At 67.9% G+C, this 18,820-nt stretch carries 14 protein-coding genes; 10 read left to right on the top strand and 4 right to left on the bottom strand.

Annotated features, from left to right (window positions below; all coding sequences use genetic code 11):
- Complete coding sequence (gene metK, locus BRX43_RS05330; protein ID WP_125993820.1) at positions 1-1,221, top strand: methionine adenosyltransferase; 1,221 nt, start codon at positions 1-3, stop codon at positions 1,219-1,221.
- A 79-nt stretch (positions 1,222-1,300) separates the two neighbouring features.
- Positions 1,301-2,344, top strand: coding sequence for a hypothetical protein (locus BRX43_RS05335; RefSeq protein WP_125993821.1), 1,044 nt, complete (start codon positions 1,301-1,303; stop codon positions 2,342-2,344).
- On the opposite strand, the gene BRX43_RS05340 is transcribed toward BRX43_RS05335, so the two are convergent.
- Positions 2,319-2,951, bottom strand: coding sequence for a phosphatase PAP2 family protein (locus tag BRX43_RS05340; RefSeq protein ID WP_164523530.1), 633 nt, complete (start codon positions 2,949-2,951; stop codon positions 2,319-2,321). The two genes, BRX43_RS05335 and BRX43_RS05340, sit on opposite strands and share 26 nt — an antisense overlap.
- A gap of 61 nt (positions 2,952-3,012) precedes the next feature.
- Between BRX43_RS05340 and trmB the strand changes: the two genes are divergently transcribed.
- Positions 3,013-3,693 (top strand): tRNA (guanosine(46)-N7)-methyltransferase TrmB, encoded by a 681-nt coding sequence (gene trmB, locus BRX43_RS05345; protein WP_125993823.1) that lies wholly within the window; start codon positions 3,013-3,015, stop codon positions 3,691-3,693.
- Between the two features lie 24 nt (positions 3,694-3,717).
- On the opposite strand, the gene BRX43_RS05350 is transcribed toward trmB, so the two are convergent.
- Positions 3,718-4,203, bottom strand: a complete 486-nt coding sequence (locus BRX43_RS05350; RefSeq protein ID WP_125993824.1) for an Lrp/AsnC family transcriptional regulator — start codon at positions 4,201-4,203, stop codon at positions 3,718-3,720.
- Positions 4,204-4,318: 115 nt separating this feature from the next.
- On the opposite strand from BRX43_RS05350, the gene ald reads away from it, so the two are divergent.
- The 7 genes from ald to BRX43_RS05385 all read left to right on the top strand — a co-directional run bounded on the left by ald (position 4,319) and on the right by BRX43_RS05385 (position 14,583).
- Complete coding sequence (gene ald, locus BRX43_RS05355; protein WP_125993825.1) at positions 4,319-5,404, top strand: alanine dehydrogenase; 1,086 nt, start codon at positions 4,319-4,321, stop codon at positions 5,402-5,404.
- A gap of 133 nt (positions 5,405-5,537) precedes the next feature.
- On the top strand, positions 5,538-7,643 hold the full coding sequence (locus BRX43_RS05360; protein ID WP_125993826.1) for a TonB-dependent siderophore receptor: 2,106 nt from the start codon (positions 5,538-5,540) through the stop codon (positions 7,641-7,643).
- Between the two features lie 134 nt (positions 7,644-7,777).
- Positions 7,778-8,782, top strand: coding sequence for a M48 family metalloprotease (locus tag BRX43_RS05365; protein WP_125993827.1), 1,005 nt, complete (start codon positions 7,778-7,780; stop codon positions 8,780-8,782).
- Positions 8,783-8,900: 118 nt separating this feature from the next.
- On the top strand, positions 8,901-10,319 hold the full coding sequence (locus BRX43_RS05370) for a carboxylesterase family protein (RefSeq protein WP_125993828.1): 1,419 nt from the start codon (positions 8,901-8,903) through the stop codon (positions 10,317-10,319).
- Positions 10,320-10,460: 141 nt separating this feature from the next.
- Entirely contained in the window at positions 10,461-12,908 is a 2,448-nt protein-coding gene (locus tag BRX43_RS05375) for an EAL domain-containing protein (protein WP_164523531.1), read from the top strand.
- A 104-nt stretch (positions 12,909-13,012) separates the two neighbouring features.
- The gene (locus tag BRX43_RS05380; RefSeq protein WP_125993830.1) at positions 13,013-14,119 is read left to right on the top strand and encodes a Gfo/Idh/MocA family oxidoreductase; all 1,107 of its coding nucleotides are present in this window, start codon (positions 13,013-13,015) and stop codon (positions 14,117-14,119) included.
- Positions 14,116-14,583: a cupin domain-containing protein gene (locus BRX43_RS05385; protein ID WP_125993831.1), complete on the top strand. Its 468-nt coding sequence runs from the start codon at positions 14,116-14,118 to the stop codon at positions 14,581-14,583. Before BRX43_RS05380 ends, BRX43_RS05385 begins: the two co-directional genes overlap by 4 nt.
- Before the next feature lie 38 nt (positions 14,584-14,621).
- Here BRX43_RS05385 and BRX43_RS05390 read toward each other — a convergent pair whose 3' ends face one another.
- Both BRX43_RS05390 and BRX43_RS05395 read right to left on the bottom strand, forming a co-directional pair.
- Positions 14,622-15,650, bottom strand: a complete 1,029-nt coding sequence (locus BRX43_RS05390; RefSeq protein WP_241214786.1) for an SMP-30/gluconolactonase/LRE family protein — start codon at positions 15,648-15,650, stop codon at positions 14,622-14,624.
- A complete protein-coding gene (locus BRX43_RS05395) occupies positions 15,647-18,646 on the bottom strand; it encodes a glycosyl hydrolase family 28-related protein (protein ID WP_125993832.1) in 3,000 nt (999 codons plus the stop codon). The genes BRX43_RS05390 and BRX43_RS05395 overlap by 4 nt, the downstream gene beginning before the upstream one ends.
- Positions 18,647-18,820 lie beyond the last annotated feature (174 nt).

The following is an 18,820-nucleotide window of genomic DNA, read 5'->3' on the forward strand; positions in this document are numbered from 1 at the left end:
ATGCGCTCTTCCTATATCTTCACGTCGGAGTCGGTGTCCGAGGGTCACCCGGACAAGGTCGCGGACCAGATCAGCGACACGATCGTCGACCTCTTCCTCTCCAAGGATGCCGAGGCGCGCATCGCCTGCGAGACGATGACCACCACCAATCTGGTCGTGCTGGCCGGCGAGATCCGCTGCAAGGGCGTGTACGAGAATGGCGAATGGGCCCCCGGCGCGCTCGAGGAGATCGAGGCGGCGGTGCGCGACCGGGTGAAGCAGATCGGCTATGAGCAGTCGGGCTTCCACTGGGAGACGTTCACCTTCGAGAACAACCTGCACGGCCAGTCGGCGGAAATCGCGATGGGCGTGGACGAGGGCTCGAACAAGGACGAGGGCGCGGGCGACCAGGGCATCATGTTCGGTTACGCGACCGACGAGACGCCGGGCCTGATGCCGGCCACCCTCTATTACAGCCACAAGATCCTGGAGACGATGGCGGCCGACCGCCATTCGGGCAAGGCCCCCTTCCTGGAGCCGGACGCCAAGAGCCAGGTGACGCTGCAGTACGAGAACGGCGTGCCGGTCCGCGCGACGGCGCTGGTCGTCTCCACCCAGCACAAGGCCGGCTATTGCCTCCAAGGCGACAATGCCGATCCGACCAAATATGACCTGCTGAAGGATTATGTCACCGGCGTGCTGACCAGCGTGCTGCCCGACGGCTTCGTCACCGACGCGACCAAGGTCTATATCAACCCGACCGGCGCGTTCGAGATCGGCGGGCCGGACGGCGACGCCGGCCTGACCGGCCGCAAGATCATCGTCGACACCTATGGCGGCGCGGCTCCGCATGGCGGCGGCGCGTTCAGCGGCAAGGACCCGACCAAGGTCGATCGGTCCGCCGCCTATGTCGCGCGCTACCTGGCCAAGAACGTCGTGGCCGCGGGTCTTGCCAAGCGCTGCACCATCCAGCTCAGCTACGCGATCGGCATCGCCGAGCCGCTGTCGGTCTATGTCGACACGCACGGCACCGGCACGGTCGACGAGGCGAAGCTGGAGCAGGTGCTGCCGCAGCTCGTCCGCCTGACGCCCAAGGGCATCCGCCAGCATCTGAAGCTGAACGCACCGATCTACGTGAAGTCGGCCGCCTATGGTCACTTCGGCCGCGAGGCGGAGAATGGCCTGTTCACCTGGGAAGCGACCGACCTGGTCGACCAGCTGAAGGCCGCCGTCGCCGCCTGATCGATCGGCCGCCTGCGGCCATTGTGCCCGGACGCCGGGACGACTAGCCTCCCCCATAACGATATGGGGGAGGTTTTTCATGGCGATGATCCGGCGGGCCGGCTGGACGGCAGCGGCAGTGACGGCCCTGTGCCTGGCGACGTCCATGACGCAGGCCCGCGACCTGCCGGTGCCGCCCGGCAAGGGCTGGCAACATGCCGAGACCGGGCTGATCCTGCCGTCGACGCTGGACGGCATGGCCCGCACACGCCTGGCGGATTCGACGACGCTGGAACGCGACGTCACGATCAGCTTCGCCGATCCGACTCGCGCCACCATCGCTACCCTCTTCCTCTATCGCCCCGCCATCGCCAGCGTCCCGCTCTGGTTCGACCGGGCGGAGGCGGCGATCGGCGCCAACGACATATTGGGCGACACCGCACCCAACAGCGCCGATCCGGTCGCCTTCGCTCCACCGGGTAGCCGTAGCGGCTCGGCCTTGCGACGAGTCTATCATGCCAGCAAGGGGGCCTATCCCGCGACCGGGCTCGCCATGCTGCCGATGGGGCCATGGCTGGTGGCGGTACGGCTCAGCCGCAAGGATGGCGACCTCGCGGCGCTGGACGCCGGGATGACGCGGCTGATCTCGGCGATCCGCTGGCCCGCCGCCTTTCCCGACGCGCCCGCCGCTCTGCCGATCCGCGCCTGTGACGCGCCGGTGGCCTGGAAGAAGGCGAAGCTGCGCAAGTCCGACATGAACGAGGCGATCGGCGCATCATTCCTGGGATTGTTGAGCCAATCCGCCACCCGGCCAGCGGATCCCGGCCCGACCCGCTGGTGCCGCGACGACAGCAGCACGGTCGACTATGCCGTCTACCGCGCCGCCGGACAGACCGGCTATGTCGTGGCGCTGGGCGATGCGGGTCGCAGCGTCAGCGTCTCGCCCGCCTTCGCCACGATCCTGAAGCCCGAGGTCAAGGACCGGTTCACGGTGATGCTGGACGATGTCGACAGCAGCGCCAGCAGCTATGGCACGTTCGATGGCCTGCCCCGGCCCGACCAGGTGGTCGACCGCGTGCTCCACGCCCAGCCCGACAGCCGCAATCAGGGAAAGCAGATCACGATCGGGGTGCCGAAGGGGTAAGCCGCCGTTCGACGGCCGCCTCCACCCGATCCAGCACGGCGCGGCTCAGCCGTTCGGCCGCCAGGCCGATCACCGCCCCGGCCAGCACGTCGCTGACATAATGTTTGCCCCGGCTGGGTTGCAGCGCCGCCACGCCCGCCGCCGCCAGCCGCGCGGGGATCGCCGCACGGCCATGGCCGGCCGCGATCGCCTCCGCCACCGCGACCGCACCGGCGGTATGCCCCGACGGAAACGAGTTGAGCGAGGGGTCGTCCGCACCGTCCCCCTTGCCGGCATGATAGCCATGCTTCAACGCGCGCGCCGGCCGGGTGCGGTCGATGCTGCTTTTCAGCACCGTCTTCACCGCCGTCGCCAACAGATGGCTGGCGAGCATCCGCGATCCGGTCCGCGCGATTGGCCTGCGCCTTGACAGCAATCCGACCAATATCGTGCCGGCCGACAGCGCGATCAGCGGCGGCTGGTCAGCCAGTTCCGTCAACTTCCCCGCCGCCCGCAGGACCGGCCCGTCGTCGCGCCGCGCCGCCTCATGGGTCACGTCCCGATCGGCCTTTGCCGCCGTCTTCGCCGCTGTCTTACCCTTGCCCATGTCAGCCTCGTTCTGGTTCATGGACTCGAACGGACCGTCTGCCGCTTTGCTCCGGCGTCGACCGGCGTTAAGGCCGCGCGCCATGACCGAACCCACCACCATCCGCCGCCTCTATGGCCGGCGACAGGGCCACAAGCTGCGCCAGGGCCAGTCCGCGCTCGTCGAGGACCTGCTGCCCCGGCTTTCCATCGCCGATGACGGCCCGCTCGACGCCCGGACGCTGTTCGGCGACGATCGTCCGCTGGAACTGGAGATCGGCTTCGGCGGCGGCGAGCATCTCGCCGGCCAGGCGACCATGCGTCCCGATCACGGCTTTATCGGCTGCGAGCCGTTCCTGAACGGCGTGGTCGGCGCGCTCAACCATATCCGCGACGGCGCGCTCGACAATGTCCGGCTACACATGGGGGATGCGCTGGAGGTGATCGAGCGGCTGCCCGACGCTTCGCTGGAGCGCGTCTACCTCCTCCACCCCGATCCCTGGCGCAAGGCGCGCCATGCCAAGCGGCGCATGGTCAATCACGGCCCGCTCGACCTGATCGCCGCCAAGCTGAAGCCGGGCGCGGAGTTCCGGCTGGGGACGGACGACCCGACCTATTGCCGCTGGTCGATGATGGTCATGAACCAGCGCCACGACTTCACCTGGCTGGCCCAGACGCCGCAGGATTTCCTGACCCGCCCCGACGACTGGCCGGAGACCCGCTACGAACGCAAGGCGCGGCGGCAGGGGCATGAGGTCTGGTATTTCAGGTATACTCGGGTGTGACGAGCAGCCCGGCGGGATGGGCGTTCACGATCCGAGCATCCCGCCGGGCAGCCGAGGCTTCACCACCTCGCGCAGCACGAAGCCCGACTCCATCCGAGTCACGCCGGGCAAGTGCGACAGTTCCTCACGATGCACTTCGGCGAAATGCGACAGGTCGCGGGTGCGCACGGTCACCAGATAATCGTCCATCCCGCTCATCAGATCGCAGCGCACGACCGAGGGGCTGGCGCTCACCGCCGCCTCGAAGGCCTCCAGCACTTCCTTGCGCTGGCTTTCCAGCGTCATCTTGATGTGGACGATCGTGGGATAGCCCAAAGCGGCATGATCGAGCTGGGCGGCATAGCCCGCGATCACACCTCGATCCTCCAGCACCCGCAAACGGCGCGCGATCGCGGTCGCGGACCGACCGATCGCTTCGGCCAGCGCGAAGGAGGTGGCACGGCCATTCTCGATCAGCAGCGACAGCAACTTGCGGTCGACCTGATCCAGCGATTGGGATTCGAGCGTCATCGCCGCCTATGATAGTGGAAACCAGCATCCACCGGCAAGCTCGCGGACAAGTTCGCCGGGAAATGGCGCGGGCAGCTGCGCTATGGTGCGTCAAACATCCATGGAGAGTTGCGACATGCGCGTCGGTGTTCCGAAGGAAATCAAGAATCACGAATATCGTGTCGGCCTGACCCCCGGCGCGGTGCGCGAATATGTCGCGCACGGCCATGAGGTGCTGGTGGAAACCGGCGCGGGCGCGGGCATCGCCGCCGACGATGCCGCCTATGTCGCGGCCGGCGCGCGCATCGCCGATACCGCGGCCGAGGTGTTCGCCACGGCCGACATGGTGGTGAAGGTCAAGGAGCCGCAGCCGGGTGAATGGACCCAACTGCGCCCCGACCAGATCCTGTTCACCTATCTCCACCTCGCGCCCGATCCCGAACAGGCCAAGGGGCTGATGGCGTCGGGGGTGACTGCCGTCGCCTATGAGACCGTCACCGATGCGCGCGGCCACCTGCCGCTGCTGGCACCGATGAGCGAAGTGGCCGGTCGCCTGTCGATCGAGGCGGCGGGCGCGGCGCTCAAGGCCTATAATGGTGGACGCGGCGTGCTGCTGGGCGGCGTGCCCGGCGTACAGCCGGCGCGGATCGTGGTGCTGGGCGGCGGCGTCGTCGGCACCCATGCCGCGCGCATGGCCGTCGGCCTGGGCGCGGAAGTGACGATCATCGACCGCTCGATCCCCCGCCTGCGCGAGCTGGACGAGCTGTTCCATGGCCGTGTGCGCACCCGCGTTTCGACGCTGGAATCGATCGAGCAGGAGATCGGCGAGGCCGATGCGGTGATCGGCGCGGTGCTGATCCCCGGAGCGTCCGCGCCCAAGCTGGTGACCCGCCCGATGCTGAAGCTGATGAAGCCGCGCGCCGTGCTGGTCGACGTGGCGATCGACCAGGGCGGCTGTTTCGAGACGTCGCACGCCACCACCCATGCCGACCCGACCTATGAGATCGACGGCGTGATCCATTATTGCGTCGCCAACATGCCGGGCGCGGTGCCGCTGACCTCCAGCCATGCGCTGAACAACGCCACTCTGCCCTATGGCCTGGCGCTGGCCGACCGCGGCGTGGCCGCGATCGATGCCGATCCGGCGCTGAAGGAAGGCCTGAATGTCCAGGGCGGCCGCATCGTCAATCGCGTCGTCGCCGAAGCGCTCGGCTTCGACTGATCTGCTTCGAAGGCTGATCGAGGGGGCGGCATCCCAGAATGTCGCCCTTCCTTGCGGCAAAGTGCGCTAACGATAACCAGTTGCATTAGCTTATTAATGTCTCTAGCGATCCCTGCAAAGGGAGCTATTGATAATGAACCTTGTTCTCGGCCTGCTGGCCTCTGCCGCCATGACCGCTTCGGCTGCGGAAGAGCCGCAACGTGGAACGGCCGCCACCGCCAATGACGAGATCGTCGTCACCGGCGCGCAGACGGCGGGCAGCGACGACTATACGATCGACGGCCAGACCACCGCGACACGTCTGCCGCTCAGCCTGCGCGAGACGCCGCAATCGGTCAGCGTCGTCACGCGGGCGCAGATCCAGGACTTCCAACTCAACGACGTCAATGCGCTGCTCGCCTCGGTGCCGGGCGTGACCGTGCAATTCTCCGATACCGACCGCGTCTATTATTCGGCGCGGGGCTTCGACATCCAGACTTTCCAGATCGACGGCATTGGCGTGCCCTTCGCCTTTGGCATCCAGACCGGTTCGATCGACACCGCCATCTACGACCATATTGAGGTGCTGCGCGGCGCGCCGGGGCTCTTGTCCTCCACCGGCAATCCGGCGGCGGTGGTCAACTTCATCCGCAAGCGCCCGACCCGCGATCTGCAAGCCTCGGCCAGCGCGCAATATGGTTCCTATGACGCGCTGCGGCTGGAAAGCGACGTCAGCGTCCCGCTGACCCAGAACGGTAGCATCCGGGCGCGCGCGGTCGGCGTCTATTCCGATGCCGACAGCTATCTGGCGCGCAACCATCTGCGCCGCTGGACCGGCTATGGCATCGTCGAGGCGGATCTGGGTCCGGACACGGTGATCAGCGCCGGTTACGGCCATCAGGATCACAAGAGCCGGGGCGCGCTCTGGGGTGCCTTGCCGCTGCTCTACAGCGACGGCAGCCGCATCGCCTATCGCCGGTCGGACAGCACCGCGCCCGACTGGTCGAGCTGGGGCGTCGTCGACCGCCAGATCTTCGGCGACCTGACGCACAAGCTGGGTAACGGCTGGATCGCCCGCTTGAGCGCGATCCGCCGCGCGACCGACGAGGACAACCAACTCTTCTACGTCTATGGCAATCCGGACCGGACCACGGGGCAAGGGCTGCTCGATTATCCGGGGGCGTTCCGCGCGCCGACCCGGAACCTGACGCTGGAGGGCTATGTCACCGGCCCGGTCACGCTGTTCGGACGACAGCATGACGTGATGCTCGGCCTTAATCGCAGCGCGCAGAACTATCGCCAATATTCCAGCTATGGCGCGATCAACCAGCCGGTCAGCCTGCCCGACCTGATCGCCGGGCGCGCCGTCCGACCCGACTTCCCCAGCACCTATGACCTGAGCCTGGACCGGCATACCCGTCGCGAGACCGCCTATGGCCTGGTGAGGCTGAGCCTCGCCGATCCGCTCAAGCTGATGATCGGCGGCAACCTGACCCATGCGACCAGCGCGGGCACGTCCTATGGAACGGCGGTCAATTTCGACAACACCCGCTTCCTGCCCTTTGTCGGCGCGACGCTGGACGTGACGTCGAGCCTCAGCCTCTATGCCAGCTATGCGACCATCTTCAATCCGCAGACCGAGGTCGACCGGCTGAACCGGGTGTTGTCGCCGATCCGGGGCGACAATCTGGAGGCGGGCGTCAAGGGCGCATGGTTCGGTGGCCGGCTGAACGCCAGCGCGGCCCTGTTCCAGACACAGCAGAAGAACACCGCCGCCTATGCCGGCTTCGCCGCCGGTCGCAACTTCTACACCGGGCAGGATGCCAAGTCGCAGGGCGTGGAGCTGGACCTGGGCGGACAGCTCGCGCCGGGCCTGCAGGTGACGGGCGGCTATACGCTGATGCGCGTCGACGGGCAGGACGGGCAGCCGGTCCGCACCTTCGTGCCGCGCAACACCGGCCGGCTGAACGTCAGCTACTCGCCGCCGGCCTTCGACCGGATCAAGCTGGGCGCGGCGCTGCAATATCAGAGCCGCATCTATTATGACGCGACCACCGCCACCGGCGTCGCCGCGCGCATCACCCAGGGCGACTATGCGCTGCTCGACCTGCTCGCCAGCTATCGCCTGACCGATCGGGTCGCGGTCAGCGCCAATCTGCGCAACGTCACCAACAGCCGGTACCTGACCGGCCTGACCTATGACCAGGCCTTTTACGGCGCGCCGCGCACCGTGCTGGGCACCGTCACCTTCCGCTACTGACCAATGCGCCAGCCGGCGTTCCGCAAGGATCGGCCGGCTGGCGTCGGTGCCGATCCGGTCCTAGAAACCGGGCGGCAGGGGAACCGGGACCGGATCGGCGCTTTTTTCCCTTGGTACCAAGACGGGGGATGAGAATGCGATACTGGATCATGGGCATGATGGCGACGACGGCGGTGCTGGCGATGCCGGTCGAGGCGCAGCAACCCCGGGCCCGCACCGCGACCGCCATCTCCGCCGGTGATCGCCAGCAGGGCGCCGCCGCCAATCCGCAGCTGACCGAGGAATTCGGCGGCGCCTATACCGGGCCGCAAGCCGCCTATGTCGAGCGGGTCGGTCGGCGGGTCGCCGTCGAGTCCGGCCTGTCCAATGCCGGCCGCGATTTCACGGTGACGACGCTGGATTCACCGATCGAGAACGCCTTCGCCATTCCCGGCGGCTATATCTACATCACCCGGCAGTTGCTCGGCCTGATGAACTCGGAGGCGGAACTGGCCTCGGTGCTGGGGCATGAGGTCGGGCATGTCGCCGCGCGTCATGCCGCCGGCCGCAACACCCGCTCGACGATCGGCGCTTTGCTGGCGGCGGGCGCGGGGATCGCCACGGGCAGCGACATCGCCAGCCGCGTCGTCGGCACCGGCGCGCAACTCTATACGCTGCGCTACGGCCGCAACCAGGAATATGAGGCAGATGCGCTGGGCGTGCGCTACATGACCGCCGCCGGCTATGATCCCTATGCCGCCGCCGACATATTGAGCGCGCTCGATGCGTCCTCCGGCCTGTCGGCGCAGGCCGCCGGGACCGCCGGCCGCTCGGTGCCGACCTGGGCCTCGACCCATCCCAATGGCGCGGATCGGGTGCGCCGCGCGGCTCAACTCGCCGCAGCGACCGGAAAGCCGGAAACCGCGCCCGCGCAGGACACGCGCTTCCTGCGGATGCTCGATGGCCTGCCCTATGGCAAGGACAGCGACCGTCAGGTGATCCGGGTCGTCACGGTCGGCCCGCGGGACAGCGTCACTTCGCTTTCGGCGCGCATGGCGGTCCCGCAGCTGAAGCGCGAGCGCTTCCTGACGCTCAACGGCCTGTCGGCCGAGCAGCCGCTGAAACCCGGCACGCTGGTGAAGCTGGTGGTCGCGCGCTGACCGGCCCGACGCGTCGTCCCCGGCCTTCTACGACCATTATTCCGCCCGCCGGCGCTGGTCCCGCCGGAATAGGTCGGATAGGATGACGTAAATAGATATTTTCCGGGGAGGATTTCCGATGCGTACCGCCTTTGCCCTGGCCGCGCTTGCCATGACCACCGCGATCCCCGTCCTGGCGCAGGAGGCGACGCCGCCCCAGGTCCGCATCGACACCGGCACGCTGCGTGGCGGCAGCGCGGCCGGGGTGGTGTCGTTCAAGGGCATCCCCTTCGCCGCGCCGCCGGTCGGGCCGCTGCGCTGGCGTGCGCCACAGCCGGCGGCCTCCTGGTCGGGGGAGCGCGACGCCACCCGCTACGGCCATGACTGCATGCAGCTCCCCTTCCCCAGCGACGCCGCGCCGCTCGGCACGCCGCCGGCGGAGGACTGCCTCTACGCCAATGTCTGGAAACCGACCGGTGCGAAGGCCAAGCTGCCGGTGATGGTCTGGATCTATGGCGGCGGCTTCGTCAATGGCGGCTCGTCGCCGCCGACCTATTTGGGGGCGGACCTGGCCCGACAGGGCATCATGGTGGTCAGCTTCAATTATCGCCTGGGCCGGTTCGGCGCCTTTGCCCATCCAGCACTGACACGCGCCAAGGCCGATGGCCCCTATCTGGGCAATTACGGCTATCTCGACCAGATCGCCGCGCTACGCTGGGTCCGGCGCAACATCGCCGCTTTTGGTGGCGATCCGGACAATGTGACGATCATCGGCGAGAGTGCGGGCGGCATGTCGGTCCACAATTTGCTCACCTCGCCACTGCTGATGAGGGAGCCCAAGGGCGCGGCCCTGTTCCACAAGGCGGTGATCCAGTCGGGCGGCCCCGGCACCACCCCCGGCCCCAGCCTGGCGGAAGCCGAGGCGATCGGCGTCGCCTTCGCCACGGCCAAGGGGATCGCCGCCGACGACCCGCAGGCGCTGGCGAAGCTGCGCGCGCTGCCGGCGGAGGCGGTGGTCGATGGCCTCAACCTGGCCGCCATGGCCCCGCCACCGGGCCAGCCGCGCACCTATAGCGGTCCGATCGTCGACGGACTGATCACCACCGTTCCCAGCACCGCCTATGCCAGCGGCCGCTTCCGGCAGGTGCCCATCATGCTGGGCGCGACCAGTGCCGATATCGGCGGACCGAACGGCTATATGATCGCAGGCGCGCGCAGCACGGCGGCGCAACTGGCGGCGCGGGGCGTGCCGACCTATTATTACCGCTTCTCCTATGTCGCGTCGTCGGTACGCACGCCGGAGACGCAGGGCGCCGGGCACGCCACCGACATCCCCTTCTTCTTCGATACCGCCGCGATCAAATATGGTGCGGCGACCAGCGCGACGGACCGGGCGGCGGGCAGGACCGCCAGCGCCTATCTAGTCCAGTTCGTCCGCACCGGAAACCCTGCCACCCCCGCCCTGCCCGCCTGGTCGGCCTATAGCGCCACGCAGCCGCAGATGCTGGACCTCGACGCGCAGGGCGGTGCGCATTTGGTCCGGGACACCGCCCCATAACGGGAATGAAGCCGGTAACATCCTTGCGTCCAATTGAACCATTTTGACTATCTTGTTCACCTAACTCCCTATAATACATGTGGTTTGAGGAAAAAGCTGGGCGGGGGCACCGGCGGTCCGAGGGCGCTGATGCGATTGGGGATGAAGCTCGGCTGGCTTGTGCTGCTCTGGCTGTCGGCCGTGCCTCTCTCGGCGCAAGGACAATCGATCGATCTTCGCACCCGCCTGTGCGGCACGATCCTGGCCGATGCGGCCGCCCCCATGACGGTACGCCGAGCGACCTATCGTTGCGGCACAGCTGCGCCGACCGCTGCCGCGCAAGGTTGGCTCTGGCTGCGTCTCGACGCCACCCGATTGCAGGGACTCCAGCCCGGCTGGCGCGTCGCCTTCGACCAGACCCGCTTCCGCAAGGTCGCGCTTCTGGTCGATACGGTCGAGGGATCGCGCCGGACCGTGCTGGATCATCAGGCGCTGGACGGCCATTGGGCACCGGGCGGTCGCTTGTTCTTCACGATCAACCAGCCCGGCACGGCCGTGCGCGGCCTGTATCTCGGCTTTGCGGGGATCGATGATCTCTCGCTGATCCGCCGGCTCGACGCGCAACCGGCGGACGGGCCGGGCTCCACCGACGCGCCCTGGCTATGGATCATGGGCCTGTTCACCGGCACCGTGCTCTCGGCGCTCTGCTATAATCTGGTGATCGGCCCCGTCCGGCAGCGGGTGCAGCGGCAATGGACCTATCGTCGCTGGTACGTGCTCTGGGCCAGCCTGTCGCTGATCTATGGCCTGATCTGGTCGAACGTCGCCGGCTTCCTGGCGCCCGGCCTGGTCGGGCCGATGGCGGTGCGGGTCGACTATGTCCTGGTCGGACTGCTGATCGCGGTCGGCAACGGCTTCTTCTTCGCCCTGGTCGATGAGGAGCGGTTGCCCGCCTGGATGCCGCGCGGGGGGCGGCTGCTCGGATATGCCGGCATCGTGGCGGGCCTGGTCGCCTCGATCGGCGCCCCCGTCCCGCCGGTGCCGAGCGATCGGGCGCTGAACGTCCTGGCGGGGATCGCCACCTTATGGGTCGGTCTGGCCGGCATGGTCGCGGTGTGGCGGGGCAGCCGGGCGGCGCGTTTCTACCTGCTCGGCTGGGGACCGGTGATCGCGATGCTGCTCGCCCGGCTCGGCCGCAATCTGGGATTGGTGCCGAGCAGCGATTCAATCGACATGGCGACCTTTTCCGCCTTCGCCTTCGAGGCGCTGGTCCTGTCGCTCGCCATTGCCGACCGGTTCGAGCGGTTGCGCCACGAACGCGATCAGGCGCGCACCGCCCGCGATGTCGAGCGGGCGGAGGCGCGGGCCATCCGTCTGTCGGCGCAGACCGACTTCCTGACCGGGCTGGGCAATCGCCAGCGGTTCCAGCACGATGTCACCCGCCTGATCGCCAGCAGCCATGGCTTCACCCTGTATCTGGTGGATATGGATTATCTGAAGCAGGTCAACGACCGGCTGGGCCATGCCGGCGGCGACGCATTGCTGCGCCAGGTCGGCCGGATGCTGGCCGATGTGGCGGAGGAGCAGGGCGGCTTTGCGGCACGGATCGGCGGCGACGAGTTCGCACTGCTGCTGCGGGACGACATGATGACCGGTCCCGCCCTCGACCAGGTGCAGGGCGGCACCTGGCACTTCGCCGAGGAACGCGGCGTCATCTCGCTCAGCATCGGCTCGGCGCGCTTCCCGGAGGATGCGGACACGCCCGACCTGCTCTACCAGAATGCCGATCTTGCGCTGTACAAGGCCAAGCGCCTGGGGCGCGGCCGGCATCAATCCTACCATCCGCTGCTGCGCGTCGACCGTCGCGCCCAGGCGGCGCTGGCGAACGATGCCGAAGCGGCGTTGCAGAACGGCGAGTTCCGCCTGTTCCTGCAACCGATCGTCGACCTCGCCTCCCGCCGGGTCGAGGGCCATGAAGCGCTGCTGCGCTGGCAGCATCCGATCTATGGCCTGATGGCGCCGAGCCAGTTCGAAACGGTCCTGACCAACAGCACGGTCGCACCGCGCATTCAGGCCTGGGTGCTGGAAAGCGCGCTGGCGCATCTGCGCGATGCGAATGGCAGCATCGGCCGGCTGGGCGTCAACTTCACCTCGCTGCAACTCGCCGAACCCGGCGCGGCGCGGCGGGTGCTCGACCGACTGGCGCATCATGGCGTGGCACCGGGCCTACTCTGCGTCGAGGTGACCGAGAGCGTGATGCTGGATCGCGGCGCGGAGGCGGTGGTCCAGACGCTGCACGAGCTGAGCGCGGCCGGCATCAAGCTGGCGCTCGACGATTTCGGCACCGGCTTCGCCTCGCTGATCCATCTGCGTCGCCTGCCGATCGACACGATCAAGATCGACCGATCCTTTACCGCCGGCGTCGTGGAGGACGATCAGGGCGCTGCCGCGATAATCCATGCGATTGTCAGCCTGGGCGACGACCTGGGCAAGGCGGTGGTGGCGGAGGGGGTCGAGACCGAGGCGCAGGCGGTGGCCCTGCGCGCGCTGGGGTGCCGGCTGGGTCAGGGCTATCTCTATGGAATGCCCCGCGCCGCCGCCGCTGCCTGATCCCGCTGCGCGTCTACGACCAAACAAAGGATTGCAGTCCGAAATGCTCGCTTGAAGCGGTTGTTTTTGGCGACCATTCTTCGACCGAACGGAGACTATGCCCCATGGAAATCGCCCGCCGCGACCTGATCCTGTCCGCCGCCGCGCTGTCACTGACCTCGACCGGCTGGGCGGCCGGGCGCGGTGACCGGCCGCTCGGCTATGCCATTGTCGGCCTGGGCACCTACGGCCTGAACGTCATCATCCCGCAATTCGCCAATTGCGCGCATAGCCGCCTGGCCGCCGTGGTCAGCGGCGATCCGGCCAAGGCGCAACGGGTCGCGGCGGAGCATAAACTGCCGGCGCGCTCCATCTATTCCTATGAAACGTTCGACAGCATCCGCAACAATCCGGACGTGGACATCGTCTATGTCTGCCTGCCCAATTCGATGCACGCGGAATATACGATCCGCGCGGCGAAGGCCGGCAAGCATGTGATGTGCGAGAAGCCGATGGCGATCTCCGTCGCCGAATGCGAGGCGATGATCGCCGCGTGCAAACAGGCCAATCGCAAGCTGATGATCGGCTATCGCTGCCATTTCGAGCCGTTCAACCTGGAGGCGATGCGGTTGGCCAAAACGGGTGCGGCGGGCAAGATCCGCTATGTCCGCACCGAGCACGGCTTCGTCCAGCGCTCGCCCGAGGCGTGGCGGTTGAAACGGGCGCTGGCGGGCGGCGGTTCGCTGATGGACATGGGCGTCTACAGCCTCCAGGCGGCGCGCTACATGACCGGCGAGGAGCCGATCGCCGTCACCGCGCGCGAGTCCACCGATCGCCGCGATCCCCGCTTCACCGAGGTGGAGGACATGATCGAATGGACGCTGGAATTCCCGTCGGGCGCGATCGCCGGCTGCCAGTCGATGTATAGCGCCAACCAGAACCACATTCTGCTGATGGGCGATACCGGCCGGATCGAGCTGGAGCCCGCCACCCGCTATGACGGCAACCATATGTGGACCGGCAAGGACGGCCGCGAACGCGAGATCACCCCGCCCCCCGGCCCCGCGAAGACGCAGTTCGCGGGGCAGCTCGACCATCTGGTGCAATGCATCCGCTCCGGGCGGGAACCGATCGTCTCGGGCGAGGAGGGCCTGCGCGACATGCGGATCGTCGAGGCGATCTATCGTTCCGCGCGCGAGGGTCGCACGATCCGGCTGGACGGCCGGGCATGAGGCTGTTGCTGCTCCCGCTGCTGCTCGCCGCCCCGGCGGCGGCGCAGGCCGCCGACCCGACCGGCTTCGCCACCAGCGCCGAGGTGAAGGCGCAGGTGCAGGCGATGGACAAGGCGATGAAGCCCGGTCAGGGTTTCGCCTGGCAGCCGCTGGTCCGCGACGGTGATCGCTCGGCGGCGATCGAGATCTGGAAGAAGCCGGGCAAGCCGGCCGTCCATCCCGATCAGGCCGAATATGCGATCGTCCTTTCGGGAGCCGGCACGCTGATCTCCGGCGGTACGCTGGACGTGTCCCGCGTGGTCAAGCCCGACCTGACCGAGGGCGACCGGATCGTCGGCGGCACGACGCGGCGACTGGCGCCGGGCGACGTGATCCTGGTGCCGGCCGGCGTGCCGCACTGGTTCGGCATCACCGGCGACCGGCTGGTGCTGCTCGGCACGAAATGGCCGTCCGCGGCGAAATAGGTGGATCGTCCCTCCCCATCGGGGAGATCGGATAGGGACTATCCCTGCCACCCCGCCCGGAGCGGCACGCGCAGCACGCGGTCGTTGGCGGTCAGGAACAGCGCCCGCCCGCTTTCGCCAAAGGCGGCATTGGCGATCGGCGCGCCGGTCGCGATCAGGCCGAGCGGCTCGGCCTTGGGCGTCAGCAGCATCATGCCGCCCGGCACCGAGCAGACCAGCGTGCCGTCGCGCGCGACCTTCATGCCATCGGGCAGGCCGGGCGCGCCGCCCGTCTGCATCGGCTTCGCATCCAGCCAGACCTGCCCCTCGCCGGGACGACCGCCGGCGTCGAGATCATAGCGCATGATCCGTGGCGCGGTGTCGTCCGACACGGAGACATAGAGCCGACGTTCGTCCGGTGAGAGGGCGATGCCGTTGGGCCGGGTCAGCGTGCCGTCGATCAGTTCGATCGTCCCGTCCGGCGACCGACGATAGACGCCGTTCACCGCCGTCTCCCGCAGGGGCGAATGGTCGGCATCCGCCAGTCCATAGGGCGGATCGGTGAAATAGATCGCGCCGTCCTTCGCGACATGCAGGTCGTTGGGGCTGTTGAACCGCTTGCCCTGATACCGGTCGATCAGGGTCTCGCGCCGCTGGGTCTTCAGGTCCAGCCGGTCGATCGACCGGCCACCGCTATTGGCGATCAGCAGCCGGCCCTGATGGTCGAGCGCCAAGCCGTTTGCCCCCGGCTCGCGCACCAGTTTCGGATCGGTGTCGCCCGCCCCCGAGGGTGAGAGGAAGGGCGCGACGCGTCCCGTCTTTCGGTCCCAGCGCCGTACCAGATTGGCGGGCGGATCGCTGAACAACAGGTAATCGCCGCCCGGCACCCAGAGCGGTCCCTCCGCCCAGCGGATGTCGCGCGCGATCACCTCGATGCGCGCGTCCGGCGCGATCATCCGGTCGAGCTTGGGCGACAGGCGGTGAAGCGTGGCGACGGGCTCCGCCGCCGCGCCGACCCGACCGGCCGTGCCGGCCAGCGCCAGTCCGCCGGCCAGCAGGCGGCGGCGATCGATGATGGCTGCGCTCACAGACCGACCGAATAGAGCGCGTGGTGACTGAGAATGAACAAGGTCCGCCGATCCTCTCCGCCGATCACCAGTTGCAGCGGCCGCTCGGGCACGTCGATCCGCCGGGTGAGCGTACCATCGGGAGCATAGACGAACACCTGGCCGTTCGCGACATAGAGATTGCCGGCCTCGTCCCGCGCCACGCTCTCGCCGCCGCGATCCGCCACGACCTTCAGGTCGGTCAGCGTCCCCTGCGGTCCGACCACACCGCTATAGGTCAAGTTCTCCGACCCGTTGGTCAGCACCACCCGGCCGTCCGCGCCCGGCCCGACCAGGCCATAGCTGTCGAGCGTGTCCGACCAGCGCCAGCCGCGATGATCGTCCGGCCCCTGGTTCCACACGCGGAACGCGGGCAGCACCAGCGATCCGTCCGGCGAGACATAATCCTGCGGCCGCGCCTCCCCCATCTTGCGGGTGAAGAAATCGGAGATGGGCGGGAATTCATAGGTCTTGGGATCGATGCGATCGGCGAATTCGCCATTGGCCCAGACATTGACCGGCATCAGCGTGCGTGCGTTCCGCCGCGCCACGCTCGGGGTCGGCGCGATCGGGCGAACGTCGTCGGGAGCCTTGGGATCGATGCTGTAGACGCTGCCGTCGCGCCCGGCGGACGACTGGACCATCAGCCGGCCCGAGCGGTCGACCGCCAGATTGACCGCATCGAGCGGCGCATCGGCGACGATCGACAGCCCCTCCGCCTTCGACCAGCCGTGGATGCGCTGGAACTCGCGGTCGATGAAATAGAGCTTGCCCCGGGCATCGGTCGCGCCGCCCGCGATCGAGTAGAAGCCGTCCGCCAGCTTCGTCACCCCCGCCGTCACCGGCACCGCCGATGCGGTGGCGGCGGTCGCGGGTGCGGCCGGCACATCGAGCTTCGCGAACTCGCGCTCGCGCACCTCCTGCTGGCGCGTCATGTCCTTGATCGCATTCTCGAACGGGAACTTGCTGGCGCGGGTGAACGTGCCGCAGCCCTTGGTGTCGCAGCTGGCGAAGCCGCTCTCCGCGTTCACATGCACGTTGCGGAAACGGATATCGCCCGAGTTGTAGAGCTTCACCGCCGCGTCCATCGGCTTGATCGTGCGGGTAACGCGATAGCCATGATAGTTGGCGAACAGGATGTTGCGCGAATTGCGCATCTCGGTCGAGACGGCATTGACGCCGTCGCGGACCTCCTGCTCGGTCTGCGGGGCCAGGAATTCCCAATTTTCGACATGGTCGAGCACGATCTCCGCCCGGTAATGATGCTCGGCCGACAATTCATAGACATGGCCGGGCGTCTTGGTGTCCGACACGTAGAAGCCGGCGGAGGCCAGCGTGTTGGGCGACCAGAGCGCGGCGAAGGTGCCGCCGCCGCCGTCCGTCACCCAGATGCTGGGATGCTGCCCGTCGAAGCGCGCGCGCGGATCGCCGAAGCCGATCGGGCTGCCCTTGGTCAGCACGGTGCCGCCGCCGCCCTGGATCTTCACGTCGTTGACCATCGACGCCTCGCCCGCCTTCCACAGCAGTGCAGTCGCGCGCGGGTTCACGCCGCCGGTCCACAGGCCCAGGCCATGGACGATGGCGTTGCCGCCCTTGGCGCTTTGCAGCAGCGCCTTGGGACCGCCGACGCCGCTATAGGCGGGCGTCTCGTCGGGCAGGTAGAGATGCGTCAGGCTGGGGTGGAGCGCGATCAGCACGCTGTCCGGCCGCAGCCGCAGCGTGTCGGTGACGCGGTAGCGGCCGATCGGCAGATAGACGACCCGGTGCGTGTCGATCGCCCGTTGCAAAGCGGCGGTGTCGTCGGTCGCGTCGTCGCCCTTCACGCCGAGGTCATGCGCATTGGCCCATTGCGACACCGGCGGCAGCGCGCGGATCGCGGGCGTCGGCCGCGCCGGCAGGCGCGCGACCGGCGCCATCGTCACATCGGTCGCGAATTCCCCGATCGTGCCGAGGCCGGGCAGCTTCAGTCCATAGGAGAAGTCGCTGACGCGGTAGCGCGGCCCCTGCCCCGCCACCGTCCGACCGCTGTCGCGGAAGCGCGCGAAGACCGGCATGTTGACCGCGATCGCATTGTCGAAACCGATTTGCGTGAAGGCGCTCTTCTCCTCCGAGACGACGACACCCGCCTTGGAGACATTCTCGAACCGCACGTCCTTGCCCCAGAGCGAGTCCGAATAGCCGCGATCGATCTCGATCCCGACCGGCGTGTCGCGGATCGCGACATTGACCAGGGTCAGGTCGACCTCATGCTCGCGGATCGCGGCGTCGCGCTGGCCCTGGAACTCGCTGTCGATCAGCGTGAACTGCCAGGCGGGCGAGGTCTTCTCGGTCATGATGCCGTAGCGGCCACCGTAGAAGCGCAGGTCCTCGAACTCGTTGCCGGCCTGATAGACGCCGGCCAGCCCCGATCCGACATGGAAGTCGGCATGGCGGATATAGCCATGCTGCGCGACGCGGAAGCGAACCGCGACCGCGCCGGCATTTCCCTCGCCGATGCGGAAATCGACATTGGCGAGCGCCGAATAGAAGGTGCTGGACGTGGCGTCGAAGACGGTGGGATCGAACGGCACGCTGGTCGGCGGCGGCACGGCGGGCTTGCCGCTGCGATACTGGTCCTCGCCGGTGAAGCTCAGCATCGCCGCCACGCCGGAGCCGAAGCCCTGGCTGTTGTCGGCCAGGATGATCTCGGGCCGGGTCTTGCCGACCCCGAACACGCGCACCGCTGTGCGGATGAAGATGGTGCGGCTGATCCGGTAGCGGCCGGAGGGCAGGAAGACGATGCCGCCCTTCCCTCCCACGGCGGCCGCGTCGATCGCCTGCTGGATCGCTGCGCTGTCGTCCGCCTTGCCGTCGCCGACGCCGCGTACGGTGACCGCGCGCGGCTCGGCCGGGGCCGTGGTATAGACGGAGGTGGAGGCGGCAAGAGCCGGCGACGTCGCCAGCACCATCGCCGAACCGAGCAGCCACATCGCCTTCATCACCCGTCTCCCAACATCTTATGGTTTCTACCTAACCACCGAGATGGAGGCGTTCATGCGCGACCAAAGTCGTAGCTCAGCGATTGCATCCGGAACGGAAGGTCCGCCGCTGTTGCGGCGGTGCCACTATTGATCAATCTAATTTACATGAATCATTATCCGAGTTGAATGTGA

Source organism: Sphingomonas sp. S-NIH.Pt15_0812, assembly GCF_003951315.1.
Taxonomy (GTDB): domain Bacteria; phylum Pseudomonadota; class Alphaproteobacteria; order Sphingomonadales; family Sphingomonadaceae; genus Sphingomonas.